Annotated in this window: 18 protein-coding genes and 5 tRNA genes; 10 read left to right on the top strand and 13 right to left on the bottom strand. The window is 61.3% G+C overall.

The window, feature by feature from the left end:
• Positions 1-39: 39 nt before the first annotated feature.
• From H5T64_08730 to H5T64_08710, 5 genes are all read right to left on the bottom strand, one after another.
• Positions 40-112, bottom strand: a tRNA-Arg gene (locus H5T64_08730).
• A gap of 8 nt (positions 113-120) precedes the next feature.
• Positions 121-211, bottom strand: a tRNA-Ser gene (locus H5T64_08725).
• 30 nt (positions 212-241) lie between these two features.
• Positions 242-326, bottom strand: a tRNA-Ser gene (locus H5T64_08720).
• 39 nt (positions 327-365) lie between these two features.
• Positions 366-812, bottom strand: a complete 447-nt coding sequence (locus H5T64_08715; GenBank protein ID MBC7264424.1) for a site-specific integrase — start codon at positions 810-812, stop codon at positions 366-368.
• A gap of 70 nt (positions 813-882) precedes the next feature.
• Positions 883-955: transfer RNA gene (locus H5T64_08710), tRNA-Lys, on the bottom strand.
• Between the two features lie 211 nt (positions 956-1166).
• Here H5T64_08710 and hydA point away from each other — a divergent pair.
• Genes hydA through H5T64_08680 form a run of 6 tightly spaced genes read left to right on the top strand, consistent with a single transcriptional unit; the run spans position 1167 to position 7064 of the window.
• Complete coding sequence (hydA, locus tag H5T64_08705; protein ID MBC7264423.1) at positions 1167-2537, top strand: dihydropyrimidinase; 1371 nt, start codon at positions 1167-1169, stop codon at positions 2535-2537.
• Positions 2534-3337 carry an energy-coupling factor transporter transmembrane protein EcfT gene (locus H5T64_08700; protein ID MBC7264422.1) on the top strand — a complete coding sequence of 268 codons (804 nt, stop codon included), beginning with the start codon at positions 2534-2536 and terminating at the stop codon, positions 3335-3337. Before hydA ends, H5T64_08700 begins: the two co-directional genes overlap by 4 nt.
• A gap of 19 nt (positions 3338-3356) precedes the next feature.
• Positions 3357-4289, top strand: coding sequence for an ATP-binding cassette domain-containing protein (locus H5T64_08695; GenBank protein MBC7264421.1), 933 nt, complete (start codon positions 3357-3359; stop codon positions 4287-4289).
• Entirely contained in the window at positions 4249-5148 is a 900-nt protein-coding gene (locus tag H5T64_08690) for an ATP-binding cassette domain-containing protein (GenBank protein MBC7264420.1), read from the top strand. The genes H5T64_08695 and H5T64_08690 overlap by 41 nt, the downstream gene beginning before the upstream one ends.
• Positions 5123-6349, top strand: coding sequence for an amidohydrolase (locus H5T64_08685; protein ID MBC7264419.1), 1227 nt, complete (start codon positions 5123-5125; stop codon positions 6347-6349). Before H5T64_08690 ends, H5T64_08685 begins: the two co-directional genes overlap by 26 nt.
• 1 nt (position 6350) lies before the next feature.
• Positions 6351-7064, top strand: a complete 714-nt coding sequence (locus H5T64_08680; protein ID MBC7264418.1) for a hypothetical protein — start codon at positions 6351-6353, stop codon at positions 7062-7064.
• A 134-nt stretch (positions 7065-7198) separates the two neighbouring features.
• Here the strand turns inward: H5T64_08680 and H5T64_08675 are convergent, their stop codons facing one another.
• From H5T64_08675 to H5T64_08640, 8 genes are all read right to left on the bottom strand, one after another.
• Positions 7199-7498, bottom strand: a complete 300-nt coding sequence (locus tag H5T64_08675) for a hypothetical protein (protein ID MBC7264417.1) — start codon at positions 7496-7498, stop codon at positions 7199-7201.
• Positions 7495-8658 carry a M48 family metallopeptidase gene (locus tag H5T64_08670; GenBank protein MBC7264416.1) on the bottom strand — a complete coding sequence of 388 codons (1164 nt, stop codon included), beginning with the start codon at positions 8656-8658 and terminating at the stop codon, positions 7495-7497. The genes H5T64_08675 and H5T64_08670 overlap by 4 nt, the downstream gene beginning before the upstream one ends.
• 17 nt (positions 8659-8675) lie before the next feature.
• Positions 8676-10475, bottom strand: coding sequence for a hypothetical protein (locus H5T64_08665; protein MBC7264415.1), 1800 nt, complete (start codon positions 10473-10475; stop codon positions 8676-8678).
• Positions 10476-10485: 10 nt separating this feature from the next.
• Entirely contained in the window at positions 10486-11013 is a 528-nt protein-coding gene (locus tag H5T64_08660; GenBank protein ID MBC7264414.1) for a nucleic acid-binding protein, read from the bottom strand.
• A complete protein-coding gene (locus H5T64_08655; protein MBC7264413.1) occupies positions 10995-11243 on the bottom strand; it encodes a hypothetical protein in 249 nt (82 codons plus the stop codon). Before H5T64_08655 ends, H5T64_08660 begins: the two co-directional genes overlap by 19 nt.
• Before the next feature lie 581 nt (positions 11244-11824).
• On the bottom strand, positions 11825-12043 hold the full coding sequence (locus H5T64_08650; protein MBC7264412.1) for a type II toxin-antitoxin system HicB family antitoxin: 219 nt from the start codon (positions 12041-12043) through the stop codon (positions 11825-11827).
• Positions 12044-12218: 175 nt separating this feature from the next.
• Positions 12219-14306, bottom strand: coding sequence for a penicillin-binding protein 2 (gene mrdA, locus H5T64_08645; GenBank protein MBC7264411.1), 2088 nt, complete (start codon positions 14304-14306; stop codon positions 12219-12221).
• An 83-nt stretch (positions 14307-14389) separates the two neighbouring features.
• Positions 14390-14462 (bottom strand) — tRNA-Arg (locus H5T64_08640).
• A 216-nt stretch (positions 14463-14678) separates the two neighbouring features.
• Between H5T64_08640 and H5T64_08635 the strand changes: the two genes are divergently transcribed.
• The 4 genes from H5T64_08635 to H5T64_08620 form a co-directional block, all read left to right on the top strand.
• Positions 14679-16406 carry a YncE family protein gene (locus H5T64_08635; GenBank protein MBC7264410.1) on the top strand — a complete coding sequence of 576 codons (1728 nt, stop codon included), beginning with the start codon at positions 14679-14681 and terminating at the stop codon, positions 16404-16406.
• Between the two features lie 231 nt (positions 16407-16637).
• Positions 16638-18044 (top strand): MBL fold metallo-hydrolase, encoded by a 1407-nt coding sequence (locus tag H5T64_08630; GenBank protein MBC7264409.1) that lies wholly within the window; start codon positions 16638-16640, stop codon positions 18042-18044.
• Between the two features lie 374 nt (positions 18045-18418).
• Positions 18419-19168 (top strand): lysoplasmalogenase, encoded by a 750-nt coding sequence (locus tag H5T64_08625; GenBank protein MBC7264408.1) that lies wholly within the window; start codon positions 18419-18421, stop codon positions 19166-19168.
• A gap of 49 nt (positions 19169-19217) precedes the next feature.
• Positions 19218-21751 (top strand): N-6 DNA methylase (locus H5T64_08620; protein MBC7264407.1); only part of this gene is annotated, 2534 nt, incomplete at its 3' end.

Raw genomic sequence — 21751 nt, 5'->3', positions numbered from 1 at the left:
GCCCCCTCTGACTTGGCTCAAGCCAATTGCACCCTCAGGCACCCGTGGCAGGACTCGAACCTGTGACCTCAGCGTCCGCAGCGCTGCGCTCTATCCCCTGAGCTACACGGGCGCACCCAGCGGGGAGGCAGGGATTCGAACCCTGGGTAGAGCTTATTGGCCCTACAACCACTTAGCAGGCGGCCCCGATCGACCACTCCGGCACCTCCCCACGCTGTGCGGCTGTGAAAGTGAACCGCTGCGGAGGGAGAGGGATTCGAACCCCCGGTGGGTTACCCCACAACGGTTTTCAAGACCGTCGCAATCGTCCGCTCTGCCATCCCTCCAGCGCATAGTATACTCCACGCGGGGCGCTTCTGTCAAACTCAGTGGTAATTGTACGTGGCGAACGGGATCGTTATCACCCTGCGGATCACGTAACAGGAGTAAAGCGGCTCTAACAGCATTTGCGGGACCTTTGGCGGCCTCACCTTGCGTATGGGGTTGACCCAGCCGTCCGGCTCGGTTTCAATCTCCCGCCAGCTGAGAAAAGCCCTAACCGCCCGATAGGCGGCATGCACCCCGCCAGGATTGCGAGTACGGCCCAGGTACAGGGGATAGTTTCGCAGGTGGTGAGAAGTCAGACCCAGGATCTCACTAATCCCCGCGTCTGCAAGCAAATCTCGTAGGTGGTGCAGTTCGTCTCCGTAATATTGGATAGTCCGGGGAGACAGCCCCCGCGCTTTCCGATCTAGCAGAAACGCGGCTACATCAATGCCCAAACTGCTGCTGGAAACTAGCCGAATCAGTTGGTCTTTTTTCGGCGCCCACATAGCAACGCTCCCTTCTTACCACCATGGGTAGTAGGGAGCGGGAAAAGAAATACCACATATCGTGTATTTATGAGCCGCACAGGACTCGAACCTGTAACCCACTGATTAAGAGTCAGTTGCTCTGCCAGTTGAGCTAGCGGCCCACATTCTATAATGACCAGCCACAATTATAGGGGCAAACCGCCAGGGTGTCAAACCGCGCGTTTCCACGCACATTTCGCCCTTCTGCGCAACTATTGTACAATAAGCGCGCTTATGAAAACCGCGGAGACGCTGAGGTCGCAGAGAGATTGATGAAACTCTGCGAACTCGGTGCCTCAGCGGTAAGACCATACTACGCACAGGAGTGTAGCGTTGGACACGGTCATCAAAGGCAGCACCATTGTCACCGCGGCGGAAACCTACCAGGCCGATGTGGGCATCGTCGGCGAACGCATCGCTGCCATCGGACACGACCTTCGCGGTGAAAACATCCTCGATGCGACTGGCAAATACCTCATCCCAGGGGCGATTGATCCCCACGTGCACATGCAATTGCCCGTCGCAGGCACGGTGTCCAGTGATGATTTCGCCACTGGCACCATCGCTGCTGCCTGCGGAGGCACGACGACCATTGTGGACTTCGTGGAGGCGAAGGGTGGCCAGTCCCTCTTGGAGGCTCTGGCGGCACGCCGCGCCGAAGCCGACGATCGCGTGGCCATTGACTATGGACTGCACATGACGCTGGCCAACGATGACAAGGAGACTCTGGCCGAGATACCCGCGGTCGTAGACGCGGGTTGCACCACCTTCAAACTGTACATGGCCTACGAGGGCCTGCGGCTGCGAGATGAGCAACTCCTGCGAGTGCTCGCTGCCTTGGGTCAACACGGCGCACTGCCAATCGTCCACGCCGAAAATCACGCCGCCATTGCATACCTCGTGGAGCGCTTCCGCCGCCAAGGGCACACCGAACCCCGCTACCACCCTCTCACCCGCCCAGCCTTGATGGAAGGCGAGGCCACCGGCCGCGTCCTGGCTCTTGCAGCCCTCACCGCTACACCGCTGTACATCGTTCATGTTTCCTGCAAAGAGGCACTTGCCGTTGTCGAACGTGCTCAGACCCGGGGACAGGCTGCTTACGGTGAAACTTGTCCGCAGTACCTCCTCCTGACCGCAGACGAATACGACCGCCCCGACTTCGAGGGCGCTAAATTCGTGATGTCGCCACCGCCCCGCTCGGCGGCTGACCAGGAGGCGTTGTGGAACGCACTGCGCTATGGGGTGCTCCAAGTGGTAGCGACTGACCACTGCCCATTCTTCTTTGTCGGACAGAAGGAACTGGGCCGCCACGACTTCTCGCGCATTCCCGGGGGTATTCCCGGTGTAGAAACACGGCTGGCACTTCTCTACACGTTCGGAGTGGGGGCAGGTCGTCTCTCCCTCCAGCGGTGGGTAGAGGTTTGTTGCACCGCCCCGGCGCGCATTTTCGGCCTGGCACCACAGAAGGGCAGCATCGCTATCGGCGCCGATGCGGACCTGGTGATCTTCGACCCGCAGCGCGAGGTAACGCTCTCCTACCAGACACTGCACCAACACGTGGATTATTGCCCATACGAGGGCCTGCGGCTGCGCGGTTATCCGGACACAGTGCTCTCAAGGGGAAGGGTCGTTGTCCAAAAGGGCGAATTCGTCGGTCAGAGCGGTTGGGGGCGGTTTGTGGCCCGGAAGAGACCGGTACTATGAGTGTGGCTGTGCAATATCAGGCAGGTGAGAGTTTCCTTCACCGCATCGACCCACGAGTCAAACTCGCATTCCTGGCGATTTTCACGGCAGTGATTTTTGCGACAAACAATCTGTGGTCGGCTTCCACCGTCCTGGTTACGATATTCTTCATCTGGGTAGGGGCGGGCTTGCCGCTGCGCGTTCTTTACGGTTACTACCGGGTTATGGTCGGGTTCCTTGCCTTCCTCTTGATCGTGCAGGCGTTCCTTTACCCCGGCGTTACTGCCTACTTTGGTCCGCTAATCCCTCGCTGGGTGCCCCTTTTCGGTGGCCTGGGTATCCTCACGCGCGAGGGCATCCTCTTTGGGCTCCTGCTTGCTACCCGTCTCCTGGCTATGGTCTCCCTCCTGCCACTGGTGACTCTGACTACACCGATACACTCCCTGGTCTTGGGTTTAGTGCGTCTGGGCCTACCCTACCAACTCGCCTACACTATCACCACCGCACTGAACCTGGTCCCTGTCCTGCGCGACGAGGCTCGCACGATTATGGATGCCCAACGGCTACGTGCCCTAACCGTGTTTGAGAAAGGCAATATGTTACAGAAGATTCTCGCCTACCCGCCATTGGTCATTCCGCTGGTCATTGGGGCTATGCGCCGGGCCCAACTGATGTCCGTGGCTATGGATGCACGCGCTTTCGGCGCGTGGCGCAATCGCACCTACATCCAAGATATCCGTATGACCACTTGGGATTGGATTTTCCTGATCATGCTCATCATCTATGGCCTTGGCATCCTGGCGCTGAATTTTGCCTTATGAGGCGAATATCGGAGAAAGCGTGAACGACCGGGAGCCTGTTATCATCGTGCGTAATCTATCGTATCGCTACCCGCGGGGCAAAGACTACGCCTTGCGCGATCTGACGCTGACCATCTATCGCGGGGAATTCGTCGCCATTCTGGGCGAGAACGGCGCTGGCAAGAGCACCTTCTGCCAGACACTCAACGGTGTCCTCCCTAACTCCCGCGGAGGGCGAATGAGTGGCTCTGTCATCATTTGCGGGTTCGACACGCAGCAAGTCGGCGTTCCAGAACTGGCACAGCGAGTGGGCATCGTCTTGGAGGACCCAGAGACGCAACTTTTCACCACCACCGTGCTTCACGAGGTGGCATTTGGTCCGGAGAACCTGGGTCTGCCGCGGGATGAGATCTTGCAACGTGTTGTCTGGGCCTTGCGTGTGGTGCGGCTGGAGGGCTATGAAAATCGCCTGCCCAGCACCCTCTCCGGCGGAGAGAAACAACGGTTAGCCATTGCGGCTGCCTTGGCTATGCGGCCTGAAGTGTTAGTGCTCGACGAAGCCACTTCGCAATTGGACCCCGTGGGCAGTTATGAGATTTTCTCGGTGACGAAAGCCTTGAACCGGCAACACGGCATGACCGTCGTGATGGCCACCGACCGGGCGGAGGAAGTGGCTGAGTTTGCCGATCGCGTTTTTGTCTTACACCGGGGAGAACTCATCGCAGAGGGCCCGCCAGCAGCAATATTCTCCGACGCAACATTGAACGCTCAGGCGATGTTACGCTTGCCCCAAGTATCGCAGTTGGCAATGCATTTGGCCCAGCACGGCGCACCCTTGGCCAGGTTCCCGGTTACTGTGCCGGAGGCTATCGCTGTGCTGGGGGAAGAGTTGAGCCTTACCGCTGCACCTATGCTGTATTCACCTAACGCTGATGACTATCCATCACGAGGTGAAAGTGGCTCCCACTCCTGATATCTTGGTGGAGCATTTGGATTACGTCTATCAGCCGCATGGCACTGTCGCCCTGCGCGACGTCAGCCTGAGCATTGAGCCAGGAGAGTTCGTGGCTATTATCGGCCAGAACGGTGCAGGCAAAACCACCCTGCTCAAGAACATCCTCGGCCTGCTTACTCCCACGCGCGGACGCGTTCTCGTGCAAGGGCTGGACACCCGCGACGCTACCGTGGCCGAATTGGCGACCCGGGCCGGACTCGTCCTGCAGAACCCCGACCAGCAACTGTTCGCTGAAACGGTGGAGAAAGAGGTAGCCTTTGGTCCAACCAACCTGGGGCTGAGCGCAGAAGAGGTGAGGGCACGCACGGATGAGGCTATCGCCTTGGTGGGTCTGGAGCAACAGCGACGGGAGTTCCCCCCCGCACTATGCAAGGGTGACCGCGCTAAAGTGGTCATCGCTGCAGTGCTGGCCATGCGACCGCGGATCATTCTTTTGGACGAACCCACAACCGGCCAGGACGATCGCGGTTGCCACCAGATCATGGAGATCGCTCGCACCCTGAACAAAGCTGGGCACACCATCGTCATGGTCACGCATTATATGGCTCTCGTGGCTGAATACGCCCCGCGCACGATTGTCATGTGCCAGGGGGAGATCATCTTAGATGACAGCACTCGGCGCGTCTTCGCCCAACCTCACCTCCTTCAGCGCACCCATTTGATGCCGCCACAAATCACGCAACTGGCCCAGGCCATGCCTGAGAAATGGGGGTTTCCACGCGACGTGCTAACCGTCAGGGAAATGGGCGAACGTATTCTCGCCAGAAGAGAAGGTGATAGGAGTCACTACTGTGCACCCCACACTGGAAAAGGCTAAACAACTGCAAGACCACCTGGTCTCCGTTCGGCGGCGTATCCACCGCCACCCAGAGTTGGGCTTCCAGGAGGTAGAGACTGCGCGCCTCGTGGCCGACGAACTTGCCGTCTTGGGCACCACGCCCAAGATGGGTGTAGGCGGGACAGGCGTGGTGGCCGAGGTGGGGGCTGGTGAGGGGCCTACGGTGGCCTTGCGAGCCGACATGGATGCGCTACCGATACAGGAACGAAACACCGTCTCCTACGCCTCTGAGGTCCCTGGGGTGATGCATGCTTGTGGCCACGATGCCCACGTGGCGGCATTGTTGGGTGCAGCATCCCTGCTACGAGAAATGGATTTGCCTGGACGAGTGCGCCTGATCTTCCAGCCTGCCGAAGAGACCGTGGACGACGAAGGGCGAAGCGGAGCGCAACGCCTCCTGGAGGCAGGTGTTATGGAGGGCGTAGATGCAGTGATGGCCGCGCATATGGTGGGTGATACGCCTGTGGGGACGATGCTGGTCTCGCCAGGGCCAATCCTGGCCGCCACCGATACTTTTGAACTCGCTATCCTCGGCCAGGCTTGTCATGGGGCTTACCCGCACCGCGGCATTGACGCTATCGTGCTGGCTGCCCAGGTGGTCAATGCGATCCAGAGCATTATGGCGCGGCGCATTGATCCTATGGAAGTGGGCGTGATCACAGTGGGCACCATCTCGGGAGGGCGCAAATCCAATATCTTGGCCGACCACGTCGTGTTGACTGGCACTATTCGCAGTTTCAACCCCCAGGTGCGCCAGCAAATACTGGACGGATTGCGGGAAGCCTGTGAACTGACCCGTTGTCAGGGTGGAGATTACGAGTTGCGCATCTCCGGTGGTCATCCGGCCACCGTCAATGACGTTGCTTTGACAGAATTGATCCGGCGCGTGGCGGGACAGGTGTTGGGACTCCACGTGTTGCCAGAAAAGCCCAGCCCCGTCTCTGAGGATTTTGGTTTGTTGGCCCGCCACGTACCAGGCGTGTACTTCCTCGTTGGAGCGCGTCCGAAAGACGGTGTGCCACGCCAGACCCACACGTCACACTTCGACATTGATGAGGATGCCATCCCGTTTGCCACCGCCCTTTTAGTCGAGGCAGCGCGTCATTACCTGCTCGAGCGGGCGGATTCGGAGATAACAAAATCGGTGCTTGCACTCACGCATACTACTCAGGAGGAATGAAATGTCGAGGAAATCTATGCCGGTCCACATGGCTGTCATTGCAGTGTGGGCAGCGGTACTCGCGGCGGCCAGCCTTCTGCCATCCTTCCCCATATTGGGGACGGGTGGCTCATTCAGCATCGCTTCGGCGCTGGTCTCGTTGTCAGGTGTGTTTTTCGGGCCACTAGCCGGGGGGCTCTGTGCTGCCATCGGCTCCATCATCGGGGGACTGCTCGCCCCGAACACCTTCTGGGCCGGACCGCCCACTTTCCTCGTACCCACGGCGGGCGCGATCGCCGCTGGCTTCGCTATGCGCAGGCAATGGCTGGTCCCACTGGTAGCGATCATCGTCTTGGGCTTGGCCTGGTATCTCTTTCCGTTGGGGCGTCAGGCCTGGTTCATGCCCACAGTTTACCTGCTGGGGGTGGTGGCCATAGGTTTATTGGCGACGGTTTTCAAAGGCTGGCTATCCAGTACCAATCCCACCCGGCTGTTTGTGGCGGTGTTCCTGACTACCCTGACCGGCATCGTGGTTTCTCAGACGGTCGGGAACCTGTTAGCGCTGAACCTGTTCAAATTGCCTCGCGCACTGTGGGCCACCCTGGTTTTCATTGCTCCAGTGGAACGCCTGACCTTCGCCTTAGGGGCAGCAGTGGTGGGCACGCCGCTCTTGATTGGCTTGCCCAAGGTAGGCGTGCCTGTCGGCCCAGCGCTCTATGAACCAGAAGAGGGGTAGAAGCACGAATCAAGGGCAGGTATCGGACCGTCCCTTTTGCCTCGCCACCGGAACAACTTGTAGTTGTCCTAAGTGGGGGTAATCTCCAGACTGCGACCAGCGGATCGCCATCTGGAGACGGCTCCCACGCGGAATTATTCCACCCAACCGCGTTCGCGGATGGCCGCCAGGAGGTCAGGCCCTGGCTCTCCTGCCTCACCGTACTCCTCGTAAGCCCGACGCGGTGAGACGCCCCTGAAAACGGGTGCTCTTTCCAGCGCCTCCCAGAGAGCATCGAGGTCCTGGCGCATAGTACCCAGGACGTAGGAGATTACCAGCCCTTTCTCCAATGAGTTGCGGAATGGGCCTTCGCAGCGCTCGTATTCGGCCAAGAAGTCCTCCACGACCGTCATCAGTTCGGTGAGGAAATCGAATGTGCCATCGGGTCTGATCATTGCGTGCCCTCTTTCTCTCTCTGAAATGCCATCGCCCGCGTGATACGCCGTCCGGGCGCAGGATGGGTGTACAGCAAGGCTTCAACCCAAGCCTCTGGCCAAAGGACAGCCAGGTTCTGGTTCACCAATTTCACCTCGCTGGAGATGAAGGCATTGGCGTTGCCGGTCATCACTAGTGCATAGCCGTCCGCCAGGCTCTCCCGCCAGCGCGAGTAGGCGTTGGTCAGCGGCGTGGTGAGGACGCTGAAGCCACCCAGTACTGCCGCCAGGATGGGGAATGCTGCCACGTCGCCCGGCGCAGCGAATCCCGCTCGCGCCAGCCCCCAACGAAGGGTCAGGTGGCTCAAATACAAGACGATAATCGTATGAAATACGTCCAACACGATGCTCCATCCGATGTCATGGTGCACATGGTGGGCCAACTCGTGGGCCAGGATGGTCTCGATCTCATCGGGAGTGTATTGGTCTAGCAAGGTATCCCCCAGCACGATGCGGCGGGTGCCGAAGAGTCCCATCAGCATGGCGTTGGCCGCTCGCGTGCGGGTGCTCATATCCATCACGAAGACGCCGCGCACCCTCTGTCCCGCCCGACGGGCTAAGTTCTCCAGCCGCTCAGCCAGAACCTCGTCGGCCAAGGGGCGCAGTTTCCAGAAGATGGGCATGATGAGTATGGGGGCCAGCGTCGCCAGGACGACCTGCACGAAGAGCAGGAAAGCGGCCATATAAAGCCACCAGGTCTCAGGCGCCATCCGCAGCAAAGCGTACAGGACTTCCATCACCAGCAGGGTCATGGCCCCACCGAGGGCACTGCTTTTGACCATATCCACGATCCAGCCACGCCGGGTCTGGGTGGAGAGGCCATAGCGGTGGGGCAGCACAAAGCCACTGTAATAACCCAGCGGTGCCAGAAGGAGCCCATAGGCGGCAAAGAAGACGATGGTGTATCCAGCCACTACGAATAGAGGCCACTGAGACAGAGTTGCCAGCCGCTCGCGCACCGCCACCGAGAGGCCACTGAACAGCCAAAGGAGGACATAGGCCGCGCTCAATGCCAGGTCGAGGGCCAACAAGCGATAGCGGAGACGCGCGTATTCCTGCGCCACTCGCTGGCGGTCGGGGTCAATGCCCGGGATATCGGTTACTGGCTGTTGTTCGCTCATGGTTACTTTCCCCTTGCTCATTGCCCGGACGAGGGCGGCGGGTAGGCTGGCGTCTCGGGGGCGGGATAGCCGCCCGGTACAGGGGGCGCGGTGGGCAGGGCAGGTGTGATCGTGCCCGTCGCCACAGGGTATCCGGGTGCTGTCGCTGTGGGGAGGGGCGTCGGTGGCATGGTCTCCGTTAGCACTGGCGGTGCAACCTCCGTTTTAGTCGGCCAGGGCGATGGGACCTCTGTGATGGGAGGCGGGGGCGTCTCGGGCGCGGGTGGCTCGGCGTATCGCACCGTTCGCAGGTCGTAGCCGTCCACCGGGCCTGCCTCCAAGCCCAGCACGGTGGCGCGATGGGCCGTCACCTGAGCCGGGGCGTACAGGAAAACAGCCACAGCGTCGTCCAGTAGTTGGGATTGCATGGCCTCATAGACCTGAGCCCGCACGAGGGTGTCATTCAGGGCCCCTGCCTTGGCGACCAGTGCATCGTAATCGGTACTCCCGTACCCAGAATAATTGTCCGGAGAGTCGCTTGCGTAGCGCCAAAGCATAGACTCTGGGGCCAAGCGGGCCGTGTGACCTACCAGGGCCAGGTCGTAGTCGCGGTCGCCGAATACTCGACGGGAGAATGTCGCCCAATCCAATTCCTGCACGGTGGCCTGGATACCTACCTGGCCCAGTTGTGAGGCTACCACCTGGGCTGCTCGGACGTGAGCAGGATAGGCCCGCGCCGCCAGGATGCTTACCCTGAGATTGACGTGGGCCTCCGCCAGCAACATCCTGGCTTTCCAGAGGTCGGGTGGATAGCGGGCAGCGAAGTCCTGGTAGAATGGGCTGGACGGTGGCAGCGGCCCGACAACCGGATACCCGTAGCCGCCCTCGGCCTCGCGGACTAGTAGGGCCCGGTCTACTGCATAGCAAAGGGCCTGGCGCACACGGGGGTCGTCGAACGGCGGTCGGGCATGGTTTATGGCGAGCATGACCACCGCGCCCAGGGGCACCGGTCGGATAACGAAGCCGTTTTGGGCTAAAGTTGGCACCCGCTCAGGCGCGATAGCCAGGGCTACGTCTATCGCCCCGCGCTCCAGTTCCTTCGCTCGCACCTCCGCATTTGGCAGGATGCGGAAGATCACCTCAGCCAGTGCTGGGACGCCGGGCCCCTGGTAATAGTCCTCGTTGCGCACCAGGCGCACGTAGTCATCTCGCACCCAACCGGCGAAGCGGAAGGGTCCTGTGCCAACTGGGTGCTCAGCCAGCGAATCCCCGCTGTCCGCAGGGACGATGCCCGCTCGCGGGTCCGCCAGGATCTCGGCGAAGGAGGCACAGGGTCGGGTGAGGGTGAAGACCACCGTTGAATCGCCGATGGCGCGCACGCTGCGGATGATGGCGAACGGGTCGGGCCAGCCATACTGCTCGGTGTCCTCGGTCAGCCGGCGGAAGGTGTGGGCCACGTCGGCGGCGGTGAGGGTATGGCCGTCGTGGAAGTGCACGTCGGGGCGGATAGTGAAGGTCCACGCATCGCCCTGGGGTGAGACCACCCAGGAGGTGGCCAGTGCGGGCCGGATACGCCCCTTGGTGTCCACGTCCACCAGGGTATCATACAGGCAGCGGGCGATATGCGAGGCAGCACCATAGGCGGCTGCTGGGTCGAGGCTATCTACTGCAGCATCCAGGCCGACGATGAGCGTGCCGCCCGGGGGCGCTGGGGTCAGCGAGGGGAAAGGCCCCGGCGCCGGAGCGGTGGGTGTGATGGGAAGGGCGGTCGGCCCAGGGCTGGCCTGGCAGCCGATGGCGAGGAGCAAGATGGGAAGGATCAAGTGACGGGGATTCACAGGTGTCACATCAGCCTTGACCAGAGTGCTTGCGCAGTTGTTCGATCGCCAGTTCCACAATCGTCCGTGTGGCAAAAAGACTGCTCACGTCGTAGAGATCCGTGATGTGCTGTTCTGCATCGGCCAGTGAGATGTGTCCCAATCGGTAAGCCCGGACCACGATACCCAAGGAGCCTACTGCTGTCAGATTCAGACGCTTGGCGGCATCCCGTACAGCCAGGTCATCGGTTAACAGAATGGAGACACCTATCTGCTGGCAAAGATAAAGGCATTCGCGTTCGCCATCGTGCAGATCCTCAAGACTGTTTTCCTGTGTGAACCGCGTGACCTCTGACTGTGACAAGGTGTGCCGCTGAACAGTGCTTAGTTTTAGAACATCATCCCGTGGAACGCGATCCTGTTCGACAGTCTCCGACCACACTGCGTCTGGGATGTGCAAAGCATCGAAGATACGCAAGAGCGGCAGGCAGCCGATCTCGGTCAGGTGGATGAGCGGGCCAGCGTCTGCTACAGCGATACTCAGTTCCCCAGTGCCCACGCCAGGTCCTCCATCATTGCTTTGTGCTGGCGTTCGGCTAACTCCACCCAATCAATGCCCACGGCTTCGATGGCCTCATCACGGGCGATCTCCCCGCGCAGGTAGCGGCCCAAGATGCGCTCCCGCCATAACTGCCGTAGGCCAGTCTGGAAGGCCAAAGTCATCACCTCAGCCTCGGATTTTTGTGTCTCACGCATTAGTTTCTCCAAATAAGTCAACGCGTTTGTCATCGTTTTGTCCCTCCGCCAGTCCGCCAAACAAAATTCAGCCACTTAAGGATAAGTGCCTTGCCCCATCCGCAGGCCCTTATAGGAGATACAGCCGGATTATAGCGCAGCCGGTTGTCCTAGACAAGTGGAGTACGTGCTCCGCGCTGCATCAAAGTTGCGCCATAGGCGGCCGCTGGGTCGAGGCTATCTACCGGGGCATCCAGGCCGACGATGAGCGTGCCGCCCGGGGCGCTGGGGTCAGCGAGGGGAAAGGGCCTGGCGCCGGAGCGGTGAGCGTGATGGGAAGGGCGGTCGGCCCAGGGCTGGCCTGGCAGCCGATGGCGAGAAGGAGGATGAGGAGGGTGAGAGTTATGAGTCGGTGGGGGTTCACAGGCATTCGTTTCCGGCAGTCTATCCTTAGGGTGTCGGGATCCCGAGGTCTTTGCAGATCTTACGAGCAAGTTTGTCCACAATCTCAGTGTGTCGTGGCACCGACGATGTTCTTCTATTGGCTGGGTTCCAATACACAGAATGCTTCTCACCTTCGCGCAACAACTCACAGCCGTACAGTCTGAGATGCTTCAGTAAGGCGCGGCGCTTCATTACACAGGCACCATCAACTCTTCTCGCACAACACCTTTGCCCGCAGTTTCGCGGCGCGCTAACTCTCGGTTGGCCTCAATGACGAGACGCACGGCCTCTTTCAGGTTCTCGCGCGCTTCCTCCAAGGTTCGGCCTTGCGTATTGGCACCTGGCAATTCCTCCACATACCCAATCCACCATTCTCCCTCTTGTTCAAAAACCGCGGTGAACTTTTCCATCTTCCCACCTCCTTCCTCCAATCAGCGCCATGACACAAACTCGAGAATTTACGCTATATTGTATTATACGTCCACTTCTGAATCACGCCAACCCTTTTTCGAATTCCGTATATGTAGCCGTCTCCAGACGGCGATTTGCTGGTCGCAACCCGTAGGGGCGTAGCATGCGACGCCCCTACATCCCGAAGAACGCCTCCAATACTTGGCGGAAGATGGGGGCGGCTACCAGGTTGCCCTGGCCGCCGTGCTCGACCACGACGGCCACCGCAATCTGCGGGTTCTCGGCCGGGGCGTAGCCAAGAAACCAGGCGTGAGTTGCCCCCGGGGGCGCTTCGGCAGTGCCCGTCTTGCCCGCCGTGGATACGGTGAAGCCCGCCAAGGTATTCCGTGCCGTGCCCCGCTGCGCCACAGCCACCAGCGCCTGGCGAATCACCTCCAGGTTGCCTGGCGACACCGGCAACTGACGGATCACCTGTGGCTCGAAGATCTGTTCGCCGCCCGTCGGCGAAACAATGCGACGCACCAAGCGCGGCGTGTAGAGCGTCCCCCCGTTGGCCACTGCAGCGATCAAATTTGCTGCTTGCAATGGCGTGACCTGCAAGTACCCCTGCCCAATGGCCAAGTTCACCGCATCGCTCACCGCCCAACTGCGTGGGGTATTAGCATCCACCCAGGCAGGGTCGGGCACCAAGCCAGTCGCTTCTTCCAGCCATTGGATGCCGGTAGTCGCTCCCAGGCCGAAGGCGCGGGCCATACGGGGCAGCGCCGTCGGGTCGTGGGCGTCGAGCGCCTTGCCCACTTCCCAGAAGACAGTGTTACAGGAGTGCACCAGCCCGTTGAACAGGTTGATGTCGCCGTGCCCAGTGTGGGCCTCGGCCCAGATCCAGCAGGCTCGCGGCCAGCCGTCGCCCAGTTCCCATTGCCCGGCACAGTAATAGTGTGAATCCGCCGTCAGCCCCAATTCCTCCATGCCTGCAGCCATGGTCACAATCTTGAAAGTCGAGCCCAGTGGATATAGGCCCAGGGTGGCTCGATTGAGGAGGGGATGGTTGGGGTCGTTGAGCAGCGCGGCCCACTGCTCGGCCGTGAGCCCAGCAGTGAGGTTGCCGGGGTCGTAGCCAGGGCTCGAGGCCATGGCCAGCACATCGCCGGTCTGAGGGTCCAAGGCCACAATGGCCCCGTTGCGCCCGGCCAGGGCAGCCTCGGCTGCACGCTGGAGTTTCGTATCCAGCGTAGTGTAGACCGAACTGGAAGGCGTGGCTTGGCGCTGGGCGATGATGTTCACGATCTGGCCCTCCGGCGAGATAATAGCCAGCGTCGCGCCGTGCCCGCCAGCCAGATACTCCTCTGCCGAACGCTCCAGCCCTGCGGCGCCGACGATGTCGCCCGCGCGGTAGCCCCTCGGCTCCAACACCGACAAGTCATCGGGCTGGATTTCGCCCAGATAGCCTATCACTTGTCCGGCCAAAGAGCCGTTGGGGTAGATGCGCACGTCCAACTCCCGCACCGCCACGCCCGCTAACCCATCGAGCACCGCCCTCTCCACCACGTATTGCTCAGGCCACAACTCGCCCACGGGCATGAACCAGTCGGGCCGGCCAGCACTGGCATACTTGGCGCGCACCTGGTCTGGCGTGAGTCGAAAGATGCGGCCCAATTCGTTTACCAGGCGGGCCTCATCCTCGATCTGCCCGGGGACTACGCCGATCGCCAGTTTCTTGCCTAACGTAGCCAAGGGCAAACCGTCGCGGTCGTAGATGCTTCCTCTGGCAGGGGTGTTGCGGAAGAGATGGACCAAGTTATCCCCGCTCAAGGTGGGGAAGATAGCAGCGGGGGTCCAGTCCACATCCCAGTGCCAGTCGCGCCAGGAGAGATGCAGGCTGTTGTCGAGCACAATCTGACCCACTAATTGCGTCTCCATAAGCACGCGGAATGCGACAGTGGCCGTCTCCCCGTCCACCTGGCCCGACCCGCGCTGGGTTTTGACGGCGGTGATAGTAGCCTCCTGGGCGATGTTACGGTAGCGGGTGACAAAGCGCTCGCGGGAGATAGTCTCCTTCGCGCTGGGGGAGAGGAGATCATACATGCCTTCGTAGTCCCACCTCTCCCAGGCGGAAAGGAAGTCGCTGGCGGTGGCTAATGCGCTTTCGAGGGTAGGCGCGGGAGTGGGTGTGGGCGCAGGGCGCAAGAAGGGGATGTTGCTACAGGCGGTGGTGAGGAGAAGGACCCCGATCATCCATCGGACTGCGAACCGAACGCTCATATCGCTCCGTCTTTGCCGCCAAGGTCTGAATGAGGGTGCACCATTTGGCGGCAAGCAAGTGCTCTCTGTCAACTGCATCTCAGCACCCCTGGTGCGATTCGAACGCACGACACATGGCTTAGAAGGCCACTGCTCTGTCCACTGAGCTACAGGGGCTCATCTTTATTTTTATTTTACCATGAAAATGCACCAAACGCAAAGGCATACCAGCGAGTAACGAGTGGCACTGGCTGTGCAGTTGACAGCCTGCCCCAACCGTGCTACAATGCTCACTAATCCGGCCGCCCCGCCCGCATTATGCCAAACTGCTCCCCCATCCCCACTGGGCCAGGCCGGGCCAGAAATCCAAAACAAGGAGGATGCACAGACGACATGAAAAGAGGACTGTTCCCCATCCTTCTCCTCGCCCTGAGCCTGGTACTACTTCAGGCGCACACCTCGACTTCAGCCCAAGGAATCCCCCCGGTAGGCATCAACCTGGTCCAGAACGGGGATTTCGAGGGCTCTTATTACATGTACGGCGATGGAGAGGTCGCTGAGTTCTGGGTGCCCTATGTGGGAGCCCAGTATCGCCCTGTTCCCCGCTTCTATCGCTCCACCCACGCTTTCGCCGGCCAGTACGCCCAGGCCATCGAGAGCGAAGGCACCCCCTACCGGGCAGGCATTTTCCAGACCACCCTCACCACCATCCTGCCGGGCGGTGGTCCTGGCGTTCGCATCCAGGCTGGCGAGGTCTATCGGGCCAAAGCATGGGTCAAAACCGCCTGGAATGGCCTGACGGGCACCCAGAAGCCCAACAAGATGGCCAAGCGCATCGGCATCCACCCCCGTGGCGTGGCCAACCCCGATTCGATTCAGGTGGTGTGGAGCGATTGGAACTGGAGCGACAAGGAATGGAGTTTCCTGCGCGTTACCGCCACCGCCCAGGCCGACCGCCTCGTGGTCTTCGTGGAGGTCTTGGTGGAAGACGCCCAGGGCGTTTGCACCACCTACATTGACGATGTGTGGATGGACTTGGAAGGCTCTGGCCCCACCCCGACGCCCACCACCCAGCCCTCGCCCACCATCACCCCAACGCCCACTGTCTCGCCCACTCCCGTATTCTACGTCGAGAACACATTGCCAGTGGGCTTCCGACCCTACGGCGTCGCGGTGGACACGACGACGAACAAATACTACGTCGCCAACAATGGTAGCCAAAGCCTGGCCATCATTGATGGCAACCAGAACTGGCGCGTCAGTATCCGGGGCAGCGCGGACCATAGTCCCAACGAACTGGCGGTGGACCCCGGCCTCGGCCGCCTCTTCGTTACCAACACCGACGCCGATTTGGTCACCGTCTTCGACACCGCGGGTCCGAACTTCATCAATTCCATCGCCCTGGAGACAGGGAGCCAGCCACAGGGCATCATTGTGAACCCGTCCACCCATAAGGTCTATGTGGCCAATGCGGGGCGTGGTACAGTGACGGTCATCAATGGCAACACCCTTAGCGTGATCAAAGAGATCAGTGTGGGTACCGAGCCGGTGCGATTGGCGTTGGACGAGGCGGCAAACAAGGTCTATGTGTCCAACTACGGCGGATTCGCTTTCAATCGTAGCACCGTCGCTGTCATCAATGCCAACACGGACACCTTGGTCAAGACCATTCCCCTGGCCCAAAACGTGCTGGACCCGAATTTCGCCCCGCGCCCCTACGGCATCGGCGTGCAACCCCAGTCTCATAAGGTCTACGTCGCCTCCACCTACGGCAAACTGATCATCATGGACGGCAACACCGATACCGTGGAACGCCTGGTGGACCCACCTGACATCGGCAACGGCCTCTACGCCCTTGCTGTGGACACCGCCACGAACAACGTCTGGGTGACGACGGTCCCCACCAATAAGGTGTATGTGTACAACGCCAACATCAACCATTGGGTCGCCACGTTCAACGTCGGCCAGGCTCCCCGGCAGGGCATCGCCGCCAACCCAGTCACCAAATACGTGATGGTTTCCAACACCGGAGATGACAGCGTCACAGTGCTCAAAGATTTCGGCGCGTACCAGCGCCTCAAGTTGTGGCTGCCGATCTTGCTGAAGCCAGGGTCCACATAAGTTGCTGCAACGCTCGTTCGGGGGCTGCTCCCAGAAAAGGGACGGCTCCTTTTTCTTCGAAACTGTTTCACATAGCGTGCTGGTGACTTGAGAGCCGTAGGCCAGCCTTCACCAGACAACTTAGTCAGAACCAAGACCAGGAAGACTACAGCCCAAGCATAAGGAAACAGTTCATCATAGAAATCGGCTGAGAATTGTATAGCGTGGCCCACAGACTCCGGAGGGTAAAGCGTGATGAACGGCAAACGGGCGCGGCTTCTGTTACTGGCCCTATTCGCCGGCCTATTATGGGCGGTTGTGGGCCGGGTCCTGGCCTCGCCGCCGACCCAGTCGCCTAACGCACCACACCAAGTTGGTCCGCCAGCATCGGTTACCTTCTTCGACGTGGGTCAGGGGGATGCGATCTGGGTCCGCACCCCGGACGGTTGGGATATCCTCGTGGATGGCGGTCCCGTCAGCGCTGGAACGGTCATCGCCGACTATCTGATGACCCGCGGCATCACGGATGTCGAGGTAGTGGTGCTGACCCATGCCCACCAGGATCACGTGGGTGGACTGAGCGCTATCCTCAGAACGTTCCCGGTGCAACAGGTGGTACATAACGGAGAGGACTGTGACACCCGAGCCTGTCAGGACTTCTTCGACCTGGTCGCCGCCTGCGCAATCCCAACAGTGATCGCGCGGACCGGCGACATCCTCACCTGGGGCACGGCGATGACCACCACGGTTCTCCATCCCTCTGCCCTCACTGCGGACACCAACAACAACTCCATCGTCCTGCGCGCTTCCTACGGGGCGGTGGATTTCCTCCTGACCGGCGATGTAGAGGCGGCCGGGGAGACGGCGATGCTCGCCTCGGGACTGCGGCTGGACGCCGAGATCCTGAAGGTGGCGCATCATGGCAGCCGCACCTCTTCGACCGAGCCTTTCCTGACCGCAGTAGGGCCGGCGGTGGCCATCATCTCCGTGGGAGCCGGGAACCGGGATGGGCATCCCCACCAAGAGGTGTTGGATCGGCTGCAGGCGACAGGAGCGACTATCTACCGAACGGATATCTACGGCACGGTAACGGTAACGACCACCGGCATCACCTACACCGTTCACGCGGATCGGATACCCCGGCTCTGGCTACCGCTGCTGATCAAAGTGGATCGCGTGGCCACGCCCCTGCCCACTGAGACCTCGACCCCGACCATCACCCCGACCCGAACCCACACTCCCACGCCGACTCAAACGGCCACCCGCACCTCCACCCCCACCCACACGCCCACCCGCACAGCCACGCCGACGATGACCCCCACCCCCTACGGCGTGCTGCGCATCATAGACCTCGTATACAAGGGACGGGATGAATACGTGGAGATCTACAACGAGGGGCCATTCGCGCAGGTGATGAAGGATTGGAAAATCCAGTCTGTGGAGGGAGACCAGTGGTATACCTTCCCACCAGATTTTGTACTGGAGGCTTTATCTTGGGTGCGAGTGCACAGCGGGGCGGACGCTCAACCATCTAACCCGCCAACTGACCTCTTCTGGATGAAGGGCTATGTTTGGAATGACGATGGGGATAAGGCAATATTGTGGAATGCGGCGGGGGAAGAGGTGCATAGTTGGTGTTACAAAGCCGGGTGCCCGTAGTAACAATACCTGGCGGTTGAAACCGCGCCTCCAGGACCCCGTGGGCCGGGCGTCCCCCTACGGGGACGCTGAAGGTTCCCGTCCACGCAGGTGGACGGCTGGCACGGATGTGCCCCCCATTGTTCAGCGGCAGTTGCACTGCCGCGAGTTGGCTTCTACTGCCGGCAGTGCAACTGCTGGAGAACAATAGGACGCCGAAGGTTCCCGTCCACGCAGGTGGACGGATGGCACGGATGTGCCCTCCAGGGGCGATTTCAATCGCCTGAGTGGTGCAGCAAACAAACCCCCGTCGTACTTGCGGCCACCAATGCCTTGCGTTATAATAGGTGTTAACAAGCAGTCTCTCTGCCCAGCGCAGGCCAATGGAGGTGACCATGTATCCATTCCTCATCCCTCAACCCTATCGCGGGCTGCTGTACGTGCTGCTATTCTCGTGGGCGATGCTGCTCGTCTTCGGCTTCGCCTTCGGGCCGCTCAACGAGACCCGCACCAACCGCATCCCGCTGCCCAACCGCATGGCCTCCTCGTTCATTCTCGTGTTGTGCGCGGTGATATGGTGGCGGGCCGGCGCGGGTGTGAGGCCGCTGGCCGGCTACACCGCGCTCATCGTAGTGGGCATGGCCTGCGGCTTCCTGGGCGACCTGATTATGGCCGCCGAGATCATCCCCATGCCGGAGCGGGTTATCTACGGCATGGTGGCCTTCGGCCTGGGGCACATCTTCTACATCGCCGCCTACCTGCGATTGGGTGGGGCGCTGGGGCTGACCGACGGGCGGGCGCGAATCCTCTCGCTGGCCGCGCTTTTCATAGTGGCCCTGGCCACCTGGTGGGCCCTGATCCGCGGCCCACAGGCCCCGGCGGTGCTGAATTACGGCTCGCTGGGCTATGCCCTGCTCCTATCGGCAATGGTTGGACTGGCCGTGGCCCTGGCCGTGCAGGAGCCACGCTTCATCCCCCTGGCCTTGGGGGCGATCCTATTCCTGGTCTCCGACACCATCCTGGGCAACGAACTTTTCCGGGGCAACGTCTGGACTCTGGTGGGCGATGTGGTGTGGCTGACCTACATCGCGGGCCAGGCGTTGATCGTGTTCTCCACGGCCAGTGCGTTGTATGTAGCACCGTAGGGGCGCGGCATTGCCGTGCCCCTACCATAGGGTTATCAATGGAGGGGCGATGGGCGAACGTTCCATCACCGAACAATACGAGTACATTCGCCGGGTGAGCCCGGAGTTCGCGCAGCGTATCCAGACAGCGGCTCGGGAGGCCCGCAACGAAGCTGAGTTCGAGCACGCCATGAACAACGCCATCGCCGCCATTGCCGACGACCTGGGCGTGAGCGTAACCTTCCGCCAGGAGTACACCCTGGCCACCGGGCGCGCCGACGCCGTGTACAACCGCTTCGTCATCGAGTACGAACCGCCGGGTTCCCTGCGCGACTCCTTGGACCACGGCCACACCCGGCACGCCGTCCAGCAAACCAAAGATTACATCGCGGGACTGGCGAGCAAAGAGCGCCACGGCCGCGACCGCCTGTTGGGTGCCGTCATTGACGGGCACTACGTCATCTTCGTCCGCTACCACGAGGGCCACTACCTCACCGAACAACCGCTGGCGGTCAACCGCGCCTCGGCCGAGCGGTTCCTGCGCTCCCTCTTTTCCTTGGCCTCGGGGCGCGCCCTGATCCCCGACAACCTGGTGGAGGACTTCGGCAGCCAGAACATCTACAGCCAGCGAGTAACGCGGGCCTTCTACAATGCCCTGGAAGCCCACGCCGAGGGCCTGCCCGCGAGTCTCTACGCCCAATGGCGCCTCTTCTTCGGCGAGGTGGCCGGCTACGAGGCCGCCGAAGGCAAACTCAAGCACAAGGGAGAGTTGCACGAGTTCGCGCGGGGCATGGGGCTCAAGCCCGGCCAGGTGGACGCACCGCGCCTGTTCTTCGCCATCCACACCTACTTCTCGTTCCTGGTCAAAAACATCGCCCGGCTGGTTCTACAAGCGCACGCCGGCGGGGCCCTCGGCACCACGCCGCTGACCACCATCGCCAACCTCCAGGGCGAAGCGTTACGCCACGAACTGAAAGGGATGGAGGAAGGCGACATCTTCCGCGCCCTGGGGCTGAAAAACCTCCTGGAGGGCGATTTCTTCTCCTGGTATCTGAGCGCCTGGGACGATGAAGTGGAGGAGGCGCTGCGCGATACCCTGGGCCGCCTGGCGGAGTACAATCCCGCCACCGTGCAGGATGACCCTCACTCGGCCCGCGACCTACTCAAGAAACTGTACCACTACCTTTTGCCGCGCGAGATCCGCCACGACCTGGGCGAGTTCTACACCCCGGACTGGCTGGCCGAGCGCCTCCTGACCCAGTTGAACGAGCCGCTCTTCCTGCCACCCAAACCCGGCAAGCGCATCCCCACACCCAACAAGCGCCTGCTGGATCCCGCCTGCGGCTCCGGCACCTTCCTGGTGCTGGCCATCCGCGGCCTCAAAGCCAACTGCCAGGAGGCCGGCCTGGCCGAAGCGGACACGCTGGAGATCATCCTGAACAGCGTAGTGGGGATTGACCTCAACCCACTGGCGGTGCTGGCGGCGCGGGTGAACTACCTGCTGGCCATCGCCGATCTCCTGCCCTACCGCCGCCGCGAGGTGGAAATCCCCATCTATCTGGCCGATAGCATCCTGACCCCGTCTAGGGGGCGCGAATTGACGGACTACAACCGGCGCATCTTGGACACCGCAGTAGGGGAACTCCCCGTGCCCGAGGTGATTGACTCCCGCCCGGAGATGGACCGCCTGACCGCCATCCTGGAGGAATACGTGAAGGGCGACTTCAGCCCGGAGGCTTTCCTGCAGCGCTGCCGGGCGGAACTGCCCGACGTGGCCGCCCATCCGGAAAGCGAGGCGGCGCTGGCGGAACTCTACGGGCGGCTGACGGATCTGCACCGCCGGGGGCTGGATAGCATCTGGGCGCGGGTGCTCAAGAACGCCTTCATGCCCCTCTTCCTGGAACCCTTCGACTACGTGGTGGGCAATCCGCCCTGGATCAACTGGGAGAGTTTGCCCCAGGGATACAGAGAACAAAGCGCGCCTCTGTGGCAGGATTACGGATTGTTTGTCCACTCGGGCATGGACACCATCCTGGGAAAGGGCAAGAAAGATATATCCACGCTGATGGCTTATGTAGCCATTGACCGCTATCTGAAGGAGGGTGGGAAACTGGGCTTCGTCATCACCCAGAGCGTGTGGAAGACCGCAGGCGCTGGCCAGGGCTTCCGCCGCTTCACACTCCCCTCTCCCGCTAGCGGGAGAGGGGCCGGGGGTGAGGGCATTCCCCTGCGGGTGCTGCACGTGGACGACCTGAGCAGCCTGCAGGTGTTTGAAGGGGCGACCAATCGCACCAGCGTCTTCGTGGTGCAGAAGGGCCAGCCCACGCGCTACCCGGTGCCCTACACCTACTGGCAGAAGAAGGCGCGGGGCAAGGGCCTGGACTACGACAGCACCCTGGAAGAGGTCATGGCCCTGACCCGCAGGCTGGGGTTTGAGGCCGCGCCGGTGAACGCCGATGACCCCACCAGCGCCTGGCTCACCGCCCGCCCCAAGGCCCTGAACGCCGTGCGCAAAATGCTGGGCAGGTCGGACTATCAGGCCCGCGAAGGAGTCAACACAGGTGGCGCCAATGCGGTCTACTGGATGGAAATCCTGACCGAGCG

This window comes from Chloroflexota bacterium, assembly GCA_014360825.1.
Classification (GTDB): domain Bacteria; phylum Chloroflexota; class Anaerolineae; order UBA2200; family JACIWT01; genus JACIWT01.
The sequence above is the reverse complement of the archived record's forward strand: the minus strand, read 5'-3'. Positions and strand labels throughout refer to the sequence as shown.

Coding starts and splice junctions, on each gene's coding strand:
- mrdA (MBC7264411.1), bottom strand. CDS start 14,306: ATGAGCGTTCGGTTCGCAGTCCGATGGATGATCGGGGTCCTTCTCCTC.
- H5T64_08650 (MBC7264412.1), bottom strand. CDS start 12,043: ATGGAAAAGTTCACCGCGGTTTTTGAACAAGAGGGAGAATGGTGGATT.
- H5T64_08700 (MBC7264422.1), top strand. CDS start 2,534: ATGAGTGTGGCTGTGCAATATCAGGCAGGTGAGAGTTTCCTTCACCGC.
- H5T64_08670 (MBC7264416.1), bottom strand. CDS start 8,658: ATGAGCGAACAACAGCCAGTAACCGATATCCCGGGCATTGACCCCGAC.
- H5T64_08680 (MBC7264418.1), top strand. CDS start 6,351: ATGTCGAGGAAATCTATGCCGGTCCACATGGCTGTCATTGCAGTGTGG.
- H5T64_08635 (MBC7264410.1), top strand. CDS start 14,679: ATGAAAAGAGGACTGTTCCCCATCCTTCTCCTCGCCCTGAGCCTGGTA.
- H5T64_08675 (MBC7264417.1), bottom strand. CDS start 7,498: ATGATCAGACCCGATGGCACATTCGATTTCCTCACCGAACTGATGACG.
- H5T64_08715 (MBC7264424.1), bottom strand. CDS start 812: ATGTGGGCGCCGAAAAAAGACCAACTGATTCGGCTAGTTTCCAGCAGC.
- H5T64_08655 (MBC7264413.1), bottom strand. CDS start 11,243: ATGACAAACGCGTTGACTTATTTGGAGAAACTAATGCGTGAGACACAA.
- H5T64_08625 (MBC7264408.1), top strand. CDS start 18,419: ATGTATCCATTCCTCATCCCTCAACCCTATCGCGGGCTGCTGTACGTG.
- H5T64_08690 (MBC7264420.1), top strand. CDS start 4,249: ATGACTATCCATCACGAGGTGAAAGTGGCTCCCACTCCTGATATCTTG.